The following is a 14,271-nucleotide window of genomic DNA, read 5'->3' as shown; positions in this document are numbered from 1 at the left end:
GGGGAGGTGATTGAAATCATTTTCCGGATAGCAGGGAACAGGAAATCTTTGCTGATCCGATCACTTTAAACCACTTTATCAATATGCAACCCAAACGCTACCTGACCCTTGCTGTACTGCTAATGGCCATGCTGCCTGCTTTTGCGCAAACCGACACCATTGATCAGCAACATCTCCGGCTGAATACTGCTTTCCTGGAACCCGGTGTGAAACAATACCTGGTTTATTTCCAGCTGCCTGCACGCAGCAACTGGCTTGATCTGAGCCTGTGGGTCCGGGAAATAGAAAAAACCAACCATGATCATCAACCAGTGTTCCGTATCACACAGCATTGGTATGGGAGTGACACCGCCCGTTATCTTACAAGCTACTCCTATAACAGCGTGGCCGATTTCTCGCCGTTGTACCATGCTGAAACAAGAGGCGGGGAACAGAAAGCCTATCGCTGGGCTACTGATGGGATCAGCGGCGATACTGCCACCGTGAATAATAAAGCAGCAGATTTTAAGCTGGTTTTTGACAGACCTAATTACAACTGGAACCTTGATATTGAAACCTTTGAGATGTTGCCTTTAAAGGCCGGGAAAACCTTTGTGATCCGCTTTTATGACGCGGGCCTCGAGCCACCGGCTTATGTAACATATAAAGTAACGGGCAGTGAAATGCTGCAAACTTTAAACCACCAGGCGGTGGACTGCTGGAAGTTGTTCACCGAAGGAGACTCGCCCCGGGGGCATTATACACAAACCTTCTGGATCAGTAAAACCGGGCATGAGCTGTTGAAAGAAGAGGATTTCTTTGGTGGCTATTACCGGTACAAGGTAAAACTGCCAGGGCTGGCGCCCCACCTGGGGCCGCGTTTTACAAAACTGTAAATGTTGCATCACCTGCGCCCCGGTATCCCCGGGGCGTTTTTTTATCTCCCGAAAGCAAACAACTGGTTATCCCGTTTGTTGTAACTTCCATAGAAAGTAAAACAGTCATGGATATTCAACAATTTGAAGATAAGGGACTGGCGCAGTATGCTTATGCCATTTACAGTGAAAAGGCCCATGAGATCATCGTGATAGATCCGGGCCGTGATATCAGCCCTTACCTGGAATATGCAAAGGGGCTGCATGCAAAGATCACAGGTATTATTGAAACCCATCCGCATGCGGATTTTGTGAGCGGCCACCTGGAGCTGCATCGTGTTACGGGCGCTACTGTTTATTGTTCCAAACGTACCGGCGCCGCTTACCCGCATGTAGCTTTTGATGACGGGATGCGGATAATGCTGGGGGATATTGTGCTCAAAGCATTGAATACGCCGGGGCATTCGCCGGACAGTATCAGCGTGGTGCTGATATATGGAGGCGAGCCACGGGCGGTGTTTACAGGCGATACCCTGTTTGTGGGCGATTGTGGCCGGCCGGACCTCAGGGAGCATACCGGCAACCTAACGGCCAGTCGTAATGAACTGGCAAAACAGATGTATCATTCCCTGCGCGAAAAGCTGATGGTGCTGGAAGATGATGTACTGGTATACCCTGGTCACGGTGCAGGAACTTTATGCGGTAAATCGCTCGGCGATGCCGACAGCAGCACGATCGGTGTGGAAAAGGTCAGCAACTGGAGCCTGCAACCGCTCAGTGAGCCGGAGTTTGTGACCGCATTGCTGGCGCAGCAACCGTTTATCCCGAAGTACTTTCCTTACGATGTAAGTGTGAACCGTGAAGGCGCGCCGGACCTGCAACCCTCGCTGGATAAGGTGAAGATAACAGCAGCAATACCGGAAGAAGAAAATATGATTGTCATAGACACCAGGCCCCAATCCGTTTTTAAACAAGGTCATTTACCCCATGCCATTAACCTGCAGAATGGAGGCAAATTTGAAACCTGGCTGGGAAGTATTGTTGCGCCCCGAACGCCTTATTACTTGCTGGCGGAGAACGAAACGGAATTATGGGAAGTGATCCGTAAAACGGCTAAAATCGGCTATGAGCCATATATCAAAGCAGCGGTTGTTTACACGAAAGGCACTGTAACCATGGCGCCATTGCCGCTGGCGGATTTCAGGGAGCACCCGGAGCATTATACGATTATAGACGTCAGGATGGCTTCTGAAATAAACGATGAGCCGGTATTTAGTGATGCGATCGCTATTCCGCTCGACCAGCTACGGGAACGGGTATCCGAAATTCCGGCAGATAAGCCGGTGGTGGTGCATTGCGCCGGCGGCTACCGGAGCGCAGCGGGCAGCAGCATTGTAGCTGATGCTTTGAAAGATAAAGTGCCCGTATACGACCTGGGAGAAGCAGTAAAAAGATTTCTGCAATAGTTGTCGTAATACCCCCTTAATTTGCCTTGTTTACCCCCCGTGATTACAGGCGGATGATAGTACATTTACATAACAGGTATTTCAATGGAGCAGGCCGCTGTGCCTTGTTTCATCGCAACAGGAAATTATTCTTCACCCGGAAAAACCAGTTATTATGTTTGGGAACACAAAAGCATTCAGCAGTTTCTCAGTAAATGATCTGCAGCAGGCAAAACAATTTTACCAGCAAACATTGGGCATAGAAGCGGAAGCCAGTGCAACGGAGCCGGTGCTTACGTTAAAGATTGCAGGCGAGCCATCGGTGATGATCTATGAAAAGCCCAATCATACGCCCGCCACGTTTACCGTGCTGAACTTCCCGGTAAGCAACGTGGAAGAAGCGGTAGACAAGCTCACCGCAAAGGGCGTACAGTTCCAGCATTATGAAGGCGAGCTTAAAACAGATGAGAAAGGCATTTTCCGCGGAGGCGGCCCCGTCATTGCATGGTTTGCCGATCCCGCAGGCAACATCCTTTCCGTGATAGAACAACGGTAAAGTGTTGTTAACACAATAGCCATTTGTTTTCCCTACTTTTGCCGCTCAAATAAGGAAGATTTATGGCTACAAAAATTACTGTAAACAACAATGGTTCACTGAGAATAGAAGGTGAATTTGAGATCGTGGATAAGAACGGGAACAAGTACGACCTGGGCGGCCGGGAAGCAGTTGGTATCTGCCGTTGCGGGCTTTCTGCCAACAAACCGTTCTGCGATGGCTCCCACAAAGGTCACTTTGAGCATGATGCCGTGGCATTTGCGCTCCCTCCGAAAAAGTAGTAAAATCAACACCGTTTTAAAGGCTTCATGCAGGTAACTGCATGAAGCCTTTTGGTATCTGATATGGTCGAAATAATCAAAATTGCATCTGTTTTTAGAAAATAATTCGCTGCATTTTTGTGCTGCAATTTGTAACAACATATGGAAGTAAGATTTTTTCAGGTAGATGCTTTTACCAGAAGCCCATTTAAAGGAAACCAGGCAGGCGTGTGCCTCCTGGAGCAGATGCCCGGCGATGAGGTATTGAAATCCATCGCGGCGGAAAATAACCTGGCGGAAACGGCATTCCTGCTGCCACAGGAAAATGGTTACCACCTGCGCTGGTTTTCACCAAAAGTAGAAATGACGCTTTGCGGGCATGCTACACTGGCCAGCGCGCACGTGTTATGGGAAGCCGGGCTGGTGGCCCCGGATGCTACCATTTCCTTTACCACGCTGAGCGGCGTGCTAACCGCCAGCCGGCAAAACGGGTGGATCACGCTCAACTTCCCGGCCCGGGAATGCAGCAGGGCAGCCATGCCCGACGACCTGCGCAAACTGTTTACCGATGCCATTGATGTAGCTTTCAGCGTAGACCGCTACATCATAGAGCTGCCAACAGGAGCCGCCGTGGCCGGTTTTGTGCCCGACAGGAACCTCCTGGCGCCGTACCGGCTGGTGCTTACCGGGAAAGGCGCAGCGGAAGGACCATACGATTTTATTTCCCGCTATTTTGCCACACCGATAGGCGTTGATGAAGACCCTGTAACCGGTTCTGCACATTGCAGTTTAGCTACTTACTGGGCGGCAAGATTACATAAAAACGAGTTCTTTGCTTACCAGGCATCGCCCCGGGGAGGAGAGTTGAAAGTGATACTGGATGGGGATCGTGTATTGCTGAAAGGAGAAGCCGTGACGGTGATAGATGGCGTGTTCCGTTTTTAACGGAACAGAGAGGCGCCCCAGTAACCCAGGGCCAGCCACAGCAGGCCCTTTATAAGAAAGAAAAGAAAGCCCCAGAAGCCGAGCTTTTTTATCCATTTGAGGATCTTTGCTTTCCTGTTGTTATCTGGTGACATAGCATCACAAAATTAAAGTTTTTTTGTGGAGATAAATGTATCTTAACCGGGCGAATATATTCCGCCGGTTAAAATTTATTACCGCTGGCAGTTACGTATATCCGTTCACGTATTTACCCCATCCGCATATGATCTTCAGAGAAGCAACAATTGCCGATATCCCTGGTTTGCAGCGCGTCCGCGCTGCTGTGAAAGAAAATGTGCTGAATAACCCGGGGCTGGTTACCACGGCTGATTATGTACAATATCTTACCATCAGTGGCAAGGGATGGCTGTGTGAATCGGCCGGGCTTATTGTGGGATTCGCCATTGTGGATACCGGCTCACATAATATCTGGGCCTTGTTCGTGGATCCGCATACGGAGGCCCGGGGAATTGGCCGGGAGTTGCAGCGTCTTATGCTCAGCTGGTACTTCTCCACTTACCCGGGGCCGCTTTGGCTGGGCACTGCCCCGGGCACCCGGGCGGAATATTTTTACACCCGCAGCGGCTGGAAAAATGCAGGGCTGATGAAGAACGGGGAGCTGAGGTTTGAAATGGACCGCGCCACCTGGTTATCCCTGCAGAATACCCTTAGCTGATGGGATAAATGATTTAATGCGTACTTTTGCGCTCTTTTAGCAATCATTTTGAGAGATGCGCGTAGCAGTACCGAATAACAAATTACTGATATCCCTGTTCCTGGGCCTTTGTGGCAGCGCCACTGCGCAGCAGGCCGACACTGTGCTAATCACCCGCCACCTGGATGAAGTGATTGTGCAGGAAAACAGGCTGGCAGCGCCTGTAAAGGCGGTGAACCGGAACATTACCATCATTACCCGCCGGCAGATAGAAGCGATGCCGGTATCGTCTATAACAGAAGTACTGGCTCATGTACCCGGACTGGATGTACGGCAGCGGGGCCCGGGCGGTATCCAGGCGGATATTGGTATCGACGGGGGCACTTTTGACCAGACCCTGGTGTTGCTGAACGGTGTAAAGATCACCGATCCGCAAACCGGCCATAATATCATGAACCTGCCTGTTTCCCTGGCGGATGTAGACCATATAGAAGTGCTGAGAGGCGCTGCGGCCCGTGTTTACGGGATCAATGCACTGAATGGCGCTATTAATATCGTAACCCGTAAAGCCACTGAGAGCGGGGTGAGTATCAGCGGCAGCGGGGGCAGCAGTTTTAAAAAGAACGAAAACAATAATTTATACGGCGCATACAGCATTGGAGCCACCGGTGCGCTGGTAAAGAATGGCGTAAGCCAGTCGCTTTCCGCCAGTCGTAACCAGGGCAACGGCTACCGCTACAACACCGCTTACGATAACTACCGCGCATTTTACCAGGCCGCCTTTAGCCGTGATACCCTTCATCAATACAATGTGATGGCCGGTTTCGTCAATAACGGCTATGGGGCCAATGGTTTTTACGCCGCTCCCGGGGATCTGAATGCAGAGGAAACCGTGAAAACCCTCTTCGCCGCCGTAAGCAATACCTCCCGCATTAACCCCAACTGGGTGATGACGCCGCGGGTAAGCTACCGCTACACCAAAGATGATTACATCTACATAAAACCCGATAAATTCAGGAATCTTCATAATACCCATGTGTTCGATGCAGAGCTGAATAATACGTTTACCACTGCCATCGGTACCTTTGGGGCCGGCCTGGAAGGGCGTTATGAGCATATTAAAAGCTCTAACCTCGGTAACCACGACCGTACCAACCTGGGCCTGTTCGGGGAGTATAAATCTTTGGCCGACCGCCGGTTCAGCTTTACCGTAGGCGGTTATCTTAATTACAACACGGTATACGGCTGGCAATTCTTTCCCGGTGCAGATATAGGCTTTAATATTACGCCCCACATAAAGCTCTTTGCCAACGCAGGTACCGCCCAGCGTTTGCCTACTTACACGGACCTTTACTATAAAGGAGGCGGTATTACCGGCAATGAAAACCTGGGACCGGAGAAGGCATCTTTTGCAGAAGCGGGTATACGGAAGTTCAGCGGCAAATTCTCTTTCTCAGGATCTGTATTTTACCGGCAGGTCAGCAATTTTATTGACTTCGTAAAAGATACCGCCGGCGGGGTAGATCCGGCAAAAGTTCCCTGGCAACCGCAGAATTTCCAGCGGGCGGATATGACCGGTTTTTCGTTGAACAGCGGCTACAACACTGTTTTCAGCGATGGTTCGCTGTTTAACGGTTTTGGCGTAAATGCCGGGTACAACTATCTTTCTCCTTCGTTTAAAGGAGACGCCATCACCACGAAAATTTCAAGGTATGTGATCGAAAGCCTGCGGCACCAGTTCACTGCCAATGTACGTACAGATATAGCCCGTCACTTCAGTGTTTCCGCGGCAGCTCGTTATTGTATGCGTGTTAATTACAAAGACTATACCCTGTTAGATGCCCGTATTGCGTATAGGCAACCCCGTTACCAGGTGTATGCAGATGCTACCAACCTGCTCGACGTAACCTATGTGGAAGCCGGCGCAGTGCCCATGCCTGGCCGATGGATCACAGTAGGCGGTAAAGTGAGCTTTTAACAGCAGCTTATAAAAAAGTAAAAGCAGCGGACAAATACGTCCGCTGCTTTTTTATTACAAACCACCAATTGCTAACCTTTATAAACCGCCGGTAGAAAGGATGCCTGCGCTAACACCCCCTTTGCTGTCGGCACGGATAAATACTGTATATATTTTTCCTGCTTCAAGGGTGATGTTTGTCAGCCCCTGCTGCTCAATAGTAACAGGCGTTGCATTTTCCCCTGCGCTTACGATCAATGAAATCGTACCTGCGTTTACGTTAGTAAAGGGCGCGCTCTCGTATGCGGTTCCCTGGAGATTACTGCCACCAGCGCTTCCATAAGGAATAGCGCTGAACAGGGCGCTTTCTGCATTGTTTTGTTTCAGCTTCACGTTTACTCCGCCGATGCCCTGCGCCAGGTGCACAAACCTGAGCTTGGCCTTGCCGGAAGGCGGGGCAGAGAGATCGTCATAAAAAAGAATGAGGGTGTCTTTGCCGGTGTTGTATTTAGCAGATGCGGCAAATACAGTATGGTGGTATCCGGCAATAGGGCCGTTAGGGCCACCTGTTGCCGAATAGGTGGCGCTGTTGCCAAATTGCCTGGAGGCTTTGTAGGAAGTGCCGCTGCCTTCTGTGAAGTTGATCTGTACGTTCCCGAAGGTAGTAGGCACATAAGGCGATGCGGCGCCGGGCAGCACGGCATCGGTAGTTACTTTTTGTGTAAACGTCCAGAACTGGATACCGGTGGCGGGAATGCGGGCATTTACAAAACGGATACTGGCAGAGAGTGGAGGACGGTCGCCTGCGTTAACATCCAGGTAATCCGCTTTGTTGCAGGCGCTGAAAACCAGTATGGCTAAGCTACCTATAAGGAAGAGGTTATTATTTTTCATGATAGTTTTTTTAATCGGTTAGAAACGCGCGTATAACCTTACAAATGGCTGGATGCCTGCGCTGCCGTTCTGGATGCCTACTACAGATGGATTGCGTAGCCCCGCGATGACTTTATCGGTATAGTCGCCCAGTACATTGAACGCATTATTTACGCCGGCGGTTACCTGTACGGCTTTGCTGATACGGTATCCTACAGAGAAATCGGTAACCCAGATGGGCTTCAGCTCCTGGAAGTAGTAATCGGGCCGCGGGAAATTAGCATTGAGCGCGGAGGCGGTAGTAACGGAGCCAAAATAAATGGTGCGGGCCAGGAAGGTAAAACGGGGCGTATTCAGTATAGCCTGCAACGTTATTTTCTGTTGCGGTATATTGGTAGTTACCCTTGCTTTTTCCGATTCGCTGAAGATGACGTACTGGTATTGCTCCAGTCCTTTGGGCGTATTTACAGACGTTACCTCGTTCTTTACAAAGTTGCCGCCAGCCAGCAGTTGCAGGCTGTTGCGGCGCAGAGGAATTTTATAGCTGCCGGTAAATTCAATTCCTTTTGTGCGGGTACTGAAGGCGTTGTAAAAGAACTTTGCCTGGGTGGTACCTGTTTGCAGCAGCAATGCCCTTACGTCTGCCGGCAGGTTGGGATCAGTAGCGGAGAAGTTACCGGTATTGCCTACACGATTTTTGATGTCTATAAAATAAGCGTCAACGCTCAGTTCCACGTTTCTTGTGGGTTGGGAAGTGATACCGGCGGTGTAGCCCGTGCTTTTCTCCGGCGTGAGGGAAGGGATGCCAAGCGCCCTGGTAGCTGCATTTTTATTGGAGGCAGTAACCTGGTCGATGGCGCGGCCCTGCTGGAAGCTGGTAGAGGTTTCGGTGTAATAGAACTGTGCCAGGTCGGGCGCACGGAAGCCGGTATTGGCGGAACCACGGATGCCCAGCCAGGGCGCGAAGCTATAGCGGGTGGCTATTTTCCCGGTGGTAACATTGCCAAAGTCGGAGAAGTTTTCCGCACGGAGAGCGGCGGATACCAGCCATTTTTCGGTAACATTAAGCTCTATATCCGCATAGCCGGCTACTATAGCGCGACTCACATTCACTTCATTCGAAGGGCGGAACCCTGCATGGATCTGTGACCCGGGAGAAAGCCCATTCAGCGCCAGCAGGCCGCCGTCCGCCAGGTAAGGCACACCGTTTACGGAAGTATCTACCGTATAAATGGGACGGAGGTCTGCTTTGCTGTAGGAGGCTTCTTCACCGGCAATGATCTGGTAGGTTTCCGTGCGGTACTGTGCGCCGAATGCGATATTGAGGCCATGCAGCACGGAAGGGAAGTAGCGGCTGATATCCAGGCTGGCGGTGTTTTGCGAGGCGTTGTACTTGCCGGCATCAAAAGTAGTGGGGCTTTTAAGACCCAGGCTGGCATTGAGTGAGTTGCTGATCACATTGCCGAAATCATTTTTGCCGTATACATTGGAGATATCGAGCTTCCATTCGCCGGCCCTGGCTTTGAGGCCAATGGCAATGGATTTGTCGGTGATGCTGTTGTCCATGTTGGGCAGGAAACCATCGGGGTAAAGACCGGTATTGTTGCGCTCCGTCCATCCTGGCAGGCGGTATACCGCGGTAAACTGGGAGTTGCGGTGACTAATACCGCCGAAGGCATACACCTCTGCATGGTCACTAACGGGAATGGCTGTATTAAAAAACAGCAATGCGTCTTTAGCTTTGTTGGAACCTCCGCCGCGCTGGTCAAAGTAGTGGCGGTCGATGCCCCTGCTGGCGAGGATGGCGTCGTCTATTTCTTTGGTATAGATATTATCGTAACCACGGGTATTGGCGCCGCCGCCATAGATGGGGCCGTTGTACAGCCCTGCGTCCTCGCGGCCGGGAGGGAGTGAAATAGCTTGTGTGGCAAATTCGGCGGTGGCATTGAGGTAGCCGCCGCGGTCGCCTATTTTGATACCGTAGTTAATATTGGTGCGGGTGCTGGCGCCGTCGCCCCTGCGGCGGATGCTGCCGGTAGTGGATACGATCACATCATCCGTTTGTTTTTTCAGTACGATGTTGATCACGCCGGCGATGGCATCGGAGCCGTATTGGGCGGCGGCGCCGTCGCGCAGTATTTCGATGCGTTCTATAGCGCCGGCGGGAATGGAGTTGAGATCGTACCCGGTAGCGCCGTTGCCCAGTCCGCCCCAGTTCACATTGGAGCTTTTATGGCGGCGTTTACCATTTACCAGTACCAGCAGCTGGTCTACGCCGAGACCTTTCAGTTGTGCAAGGCTCAGGGCTGATCCCGCATCGCCGGCGTTGGAGCCGTTTACGGAATGGAAGGAGGGGGATACATATTGCAACAGTTGCGTGACGCTGGTTTGCGGCGCTGCTTCCTGCAGTGACTTAATATCGATGATATCTACAGGTACCGGCGAATTCAGTTTGGTACGGTTGGCGCTGCGGCTGCCCACGATCTGTACTTCCCCCAGCTGGCTGGTAGTATCCGTGAGGTGTTTGTCCTGTGCTGCAAGTGTTGCTGAGAGCAGCATCAGGGGAGAGATGACCGGCAGTATAATTTTTTTCATGCCCAGGTTGATTTTTTATGGTTAATGATCTTTTAGTTTGAATCGGTCGTCGGTAAGCGCTACCAGGAATGCTTCCAGGTCTTCCATTTCTTCTTTGCTGAGGTTGAGCGGTTTGCTGAGCGACAGGTCGCGGTTGATACCATCATGCACAATGTTGTTGGGCTCATTGTAATAGGCAATTACTTCCTTCAGCGTTTTGAACATACCGTTATGCATATACGGAGCGGTAACGGCTACGTTGCGTAAGCCAGGCACCTTGAAAAAACCTCGGTGGGAGCTGTCTTTCGTTGCTTCAAAGCGGCCCGCGTCCCTAAGGGTGGTTCCGTTATAAAGACCGATGTTCTTGAAACGGTCTGCAGTAAAATCTTCTCCCGAATGACAATTATTACAATTGGCTTTACCTATAAAAAGAAGGCGTCCACGTATAGCCGATGGCGTTAGTGCGTTATCATCGCCGGCAATGTACCGGTCGTAAGGGCTGTTGGCGGTTTCCAATGTACGTTCAAATGCAGCGATGGCCTGCAGCAGGTTTTTGCTGTTTGGCGGACTGTTAAACAGTTGCTGGAAGTAGCTCCTGTAGCTTTCATTATCGTTGAGGCGCTGTACCGCTTCTTCAATAGGCAGGCCCATTTCATCGGGGTTGATGATGGGCTGCAGCGCCTGGTCTTCCAGGGAAGCGGCGCGGCCATCCCAGAAAAAATTAGGGCGCCCGGAAAGATTGGTAATGCCTGGCGTATTCCTTTTGGTGGGCGTATGATGAATACCGTTGCTGAAGGCGAGGGTATCTGCAAATCCAAATTGAGGGATATGACAAGATGCGCAGCTGATGCTGCGGTCTTTCGACAACAGGGGATCAAAGAACAGTTTTTCTCCCAGCTGTGCTTTAGTGGGCGGATCATTGGTTTTAAACCCGGCTATAATAGTGTATGCACACAGTATTCCCAGTAAAATGAAAATCATTTTTCTCAGCTTCATGGTGGTAAAAATTATAAATGGCATGTAATGCCCGGCAGCAACATGGGGGTTGCAGAAAAAGTAATTGGTTGATTAAAGAAAGGTGGCTGTTAAGAGGCTGTAATAGTTGGTGGATTGGCATTCCCGGGAGCATGGGCCGGAGTGCCCGTGCTCCCCAGGAATTATATAATGGGGTAGTATAAACAAGAACGAATTATCTGGCAGCGGCTACGAGTGTTACATCCAGGTCGAAGTCGTCGTAGATGGCTTTATCGCCGATACCTTCAAAGAAGCTTTTAGAGCCGTATTTAATATTGTATTTGGTACGGTCTACTTTAATAGCTGCTTTGGCTGTGAGCTTGCTGCCCGCAACCGTTACAGTAGCGGGGAAGGTAACCGGGTTGGTGATACCTTTAATGGTTAAGTTGCCCGTTACTTCATAGTTACCACCGCCTTTGGAAGTTACGCTGGTAGTTACAAAGGTAGCGGAGGGAAATTTCTCCACTGCGAAGAAATCTTCGCTTTTCAGGTGCCCCAGTAATTTAGCGTTGCCGCCTGCATCTTTGATATCGGTTACCACGATGCTGCGGGTATCGAGAGAAAAGCTGCCGCCTTTCAATACGTTACTTTCTACTTCCAGTTTACCATCGGCAATATTGATAGTGCCTTCATGCTGACCGGTTACTTTTTTACCTGTCCAGCTTAATTTGCTTTCTTTACTGTCTACCAGGAAAACAGTTGCTTTCCTGGCTGCCGCAGCTTTGGTTGGTTTTTCTCCTTTGTTGACAGTAGCAGGTGAGGTGAAAGACATCAGGAAGATGGATCCTCCAATAAAGAGCAGTGATGCTAATCGTTGCATATGTTGTGTGTTTAAATTTGGTGCAATTTAATGTTGACGGTTGGATTAGCGTTTACGAGATCCGGAAATAAATGTTAAAATTAGTTTTCAGCAATCAAAGCATCCAGGTCCTGGTTCCATTTAGCTACATAGTCTTTGTAATACTGACCGGTTACTTCGCCGGTATAGCCCGTATGTATCTGCCGTACTTCGCCTTTGCGGTCAATGATGATAGTAGTAGGGAAGGCCATCATGCGGTTGAGCGCCGGTAGTTTTTCAGACGCCACTTTCTTATCAGCAATGCCGCCAAAAAGAATATCATATTGGATATTGTATTTTTCTTTCAGTTTGCCAAGGGTATACTTTGCGTATTCGAGGTCGTCTTTCTGTTCAAAGCCGATAGCGATGGCTTCTACACCGCGGTCTTTGTTTTTATTGAACCAGGGGGAGAGAAAGGAGGTTTGATCTGTGCAATTAGGGCACCAGGTGCCAATGATTTCCACGATCACTACTTTTCCCTTGTATTTGTCGTCGCTCAGGGAAACGTTGTTGCCATTGAGGTCCGGCAGGGTGAAGTCCAGTTTTTTATAGCCTTCTTTCAGGAAAGTAAGTTTATAGGGATCCGGCAATTCTGCGGCGGCATTTTTCTCACCATCAAATTTGATGTTATTGTAGATGCCCAGGCTGATTTCCCCGGTGAGGGATTTATCATCATTTACTTTTCCTTTGATATAAATAGGGCTTGGGCCTGTGAAGCCTGACAGTTCAAATTCATCGCCGTGCACGGTGCCTTCCAGTTCGCGGCTGTCGCCCACAACAGACATTACCACGCCAGTGAGTTTGTTGCCGTTTTGTTTAAGGAGCCCGATGCGGTTAGGGGTCGGTTCTTTGCTGTAGATCTTCAGGTCCCATTTACCGCTGATATCATAGGCAGGCGCGGCTTCTGTGCCTGGTTCCGCAAAGCGGTAGGACTGTCCGTGTTCCGCTGTAAACGGCAGTGCGTTGCCGCGGAAGTTAGGTACAAGGCTGCGGTATTCGCCGGTAATTTTACCGTCGGATTCAATCTTGGCTACCAGGGCGGCGTCATAGGTATTCATCTTTATAAATAAAGAGTCGTTGCCGATGCGTTGCACGTGGAAGTCGTCGCGGCGGGAACCGTTGATCAGCGTAAAAACTGCGTGCTCAGGATCTTTGCCTTTCAGTTCAAAATTGAAGGGCACCTGTGATTCGCTGAGGGTGAATACGCCTCTCCAGATACCTTGTTTTACAAATGGTTTTTTGGGTGCGGCGAAGGAGCTGGCGCCGTTGAATAATCCTGCCACCATCAGGCCGGTTAGAAATAAGTGCTTATGCGTTTTCATGGTTGTATATTATTGATTGAATAATGCAAGACGTTGCCGGTCCTGGTGGGGCGACGAGGTAATGTTACAAATAAAACTGGTGGTGGGAACTGATGGAGTGGTGGCTTTTATCAGTGGTGGTGAAACAAAGATAAAGTGGCGTTTTATTATTTCCAAATAAAAGTCTATAAATTTTGTAGACTAATCGAGCGGGCGCCTTCGGCGCTTGTCTGACTCAGGATTATGATGATTACATTGATTACGCTGATTTTATTTTTTTCTTATGAAGATGGTTACTATTAGGTTTGAGGGTATGTAAGGGGGAGAGCAGATTTATGGATTTCTTTTTTATATAGATGGTTATTATGGGGCTTGGTGTTTTGGATCATTGCATGATTAATATGTTGATTTATTTTTTCATTGGGGATCTTTTGGTATTTAATGAAGAAGTGATTATAGCTACTTGTATAAGACATTCAAAGAATGTAATCATCGGCGTAAAACAAAATAAAATCAATCAATCTGCACCAACCCCTTGGGTAAAATTAGCCTAACAGCAACCGTCTCCATAAGAAAAAAATAAAATCAGTGTAATCAATGTAATCATCATAATCCTGAGTCAGACAAACTCCGCCCGGATACACCAACCCCTGGGCAAAACTAGCCCAACAGCAACCGTCTGCATAAGAAAAAAATAAAATCAGCGTAATCAATGTAATCATCATAATCCCGAGTCAGACAAACTCCGCCCGGATTCACCAACCCCTGGGCAAAATTAGCCCAACAGCAACCGTCTCCATAAGAAAAAAATAAAATCAGCGTAATCAATGTAATCATCATAATCCTGAGTCAGACAAACTCCGCCCGGATTCACCAACCCCTGGGCAAAATTGGCCCAACAGCAACTGTCTCCATAAGAAAAAAATAAAATCAGCGTAATCAATGTAATCATCATAATCC

General features: G+C 49.4%; 15 protein-coding genes. 8 read left to right on the top strand and 7 right to left on the bottom strand.

Going from position 1 to position 14,271, the window contains the following annotated elements:
• Positions 1–83 precede the first annotated feature (83 nt).
• The 5 genes from VIM72_RS22395 (at position 84) to VIM72_RS22375 (ending at position 4,060) form a co-directional block, all read left to right on the top strand.
• Positions 84–875, top strand: a complete 792-nt coding sequence (locus tag VIM72_RS22395; RefSeq protein ID WP_332005047.1) for a hypothetical protein — start codon at positions 84–86, stop codon at positions 873–875.
• A 107-nt stretch (positions 876–982) separates the two neighbouring features.
• Entirely contained in the window at positions 983–2,320 is a 1,338-nt protein-coding gene (locus VIM72_RS22390) for an MBL fold metallo-hydrolase (RefSeq protein WP_332005046.1), read from the top strand.
• Between the two features lie 154 nt (positions 2,321–2,474).
• Positions 2,475–2,855 (top strand): VOC family protein, encoded by a 381-nt coding sequence (locus VIM72_RS22385; protein ID WP_332005045.1) that lies wholly within the window; start codon positions 2,475–2,477, stop codon positions 2,853–2,855.
• 62 nt (positions 2,856–2,917) lie between these two features.
• A complete protein-coding gene (locus VIM72_RS22380) occupies positions 2,918–3,136 on the top strand; it encodes a CDGSH iron-sulfur domain-containing protein (RefSeq protein WP_142686783.1) in 219 nt (72 codons plus the stop codon).
• 141 nt (positions 3,137–3,277) lie between these two features.
• Complete coding sequence (locus VIM72_RS22375) at positions 3,278–4,060, top strand: PhzF family phenazine biosynthesis isomerase (RefSeq protein WP_332005044.1); 783 nt, start codon at positions 3,278–3,280, stop codon at positions 4,058–4,060.
• On the opposite strand, the gene VIM72_RS22370 is transcribed toward VIM72_RS22375, so the two are convergent.
• Complete coding sequence (locus tag VIM72_RS22370; protein ID WP_332005043.1) at positions 4,057–4,194, bottom strand: alanyl-tRNA synthetase; 138 nt, start codon at positions 4,192–4,194, stop codon at positions 4,057–4,059. The two genes, VIM72_RS22375 and VIM72_RS22370, sit on opposite strands and share 4 nt — an antisense overlap.
• Before the next feature lie 128 nt (positions 4,195–4,322).
• On the opposite strand from VIM72_RS22370, the gene VIM72_RS22365 reads away from it, so the two are divergent.
• Positions 4,323–4,775 (top strand): GNAT family N-acetyltransferase, encoded by a 453-nt coding sequence (locus VIM72_RS22365; RefSeq protein WP_332005042.1) that lies wholly within the window; start codon positions 4,323–4,325, stop codon positions 4,773–4,775.
• A 55-nt stretch (positions 4,776–4,830) separates the two neighbouring features.
• A complete protein-coding gene (locus VIM72_RS22360; RefSeq protein ID WP_332005041.1) occupies positions 4,831–6,732 on the top strand; it encodes a TonB-dependent receptor plug domain-containing protein in 1,902 nt (633 codons plus the stop codon).
• A gap of 78 nt (positions 6,733–6,810) precedes the next feature.
• On the opposite strand, the gene VIM72_RS22355 is transcribed toward VIM72_RS22360, so the two are convergent.
• The 5 genes from VIM72_RS22355 to VIM72_RS22335 form a co-directional block, all read right to left on the bottom strand.
• On the bottom strand, positions 6,811–7,605 hold the full coding sequence (locus tag VIM72_RS22355; protein WP_332005040.1) for a DUF4397 domain-containing protein: 795 nt from the start codon (positions 7,603–7,605) through the stop codon (positions 6,811–6,813).
• Positions 7,606–7,623: 18 nt separating this feature from the next.
• On the bottom strand, positions 7,624–10,179 hold the full coding sequence (locus VIM72_RS22350; protein ID WP_332005039.1) for a TonB-dependent receptor plug domain-containing protein: 2,556 nt from the start codon (positions 10,177–10,179) through the stop codon (positions 7,624–7,626).
• 21 nt (positions 10,180–10,200) lie between these two features.
• On the bottom strand, positions 10,201–11,154 hold the full coding sequence (locus tag VIM72_RS22345; protein WP_332005038.1) for a cytochrome-c peroxidase: 954 nt from the start codon (positions 11,152–11,154) through the stop codon (positions 10,201–10,203).
• Positions 11,155–11,347: 193 nt separating this feature from the next.
• Positions 11,348–11,992, bottom strand: a complete 645-nt coding sequence (locus VIM72_RS22340; RefSeq protein WP_332005037.1) for a YceI family protein — start codon at positions 11,990–11,992, stop codon at positions 11,348–11,350.
• Positions 11,993–12,072: 80 nt separating this feature from the next.
• A complete protein-coding gene (locus tag VIM72_RS22335; protein ID WP_332005036.1) occupies positions 12,073–13,332 on the bottom strand; it encodes a TlpA disulfide reductase family protein in 1,260 nt (419 codons plus the stop codon).
• 16 nt (positions 13,333–13,348) lie between these two features.
• Between VIM72_RS22335 and VIM72_RS22330 the strand changes: the two genes are divergently transcribed.
• Positions 13,349–13,492, top strand: a complete 144-nt coding sequence (locus tag VIM72_RS22330; protein WP_332005035.1) for a hypothetical protein — start codon at positions 13,349–13,351, stop codon at positions 13,490–13,492.
• 594 nt (positions 13,493–14,086) lie between these two features.
• Here the strand turns inward: VIM72_RS22330 and VIM72_RS22325 are convergent.
• Positions 14,087–14,271 (bottom strand): hypothetical protein (locus VIM72_RS22325; RefSeq protein ID WP_332005034.1); only part of this gene is annotated, 185 nt, incomplete at its 5' end.

Source organism: Chitinophaga sp. (assembly GCF_036569185.1).
Lineage (GTDB): Bacteria > Bacteroidota > Bacteroidia > Chitinophagales > Chitinophagaceae > Chitinophaga.
This window is presented reverse-complemented; position numbering and strand designations above follow the sequence as displayed.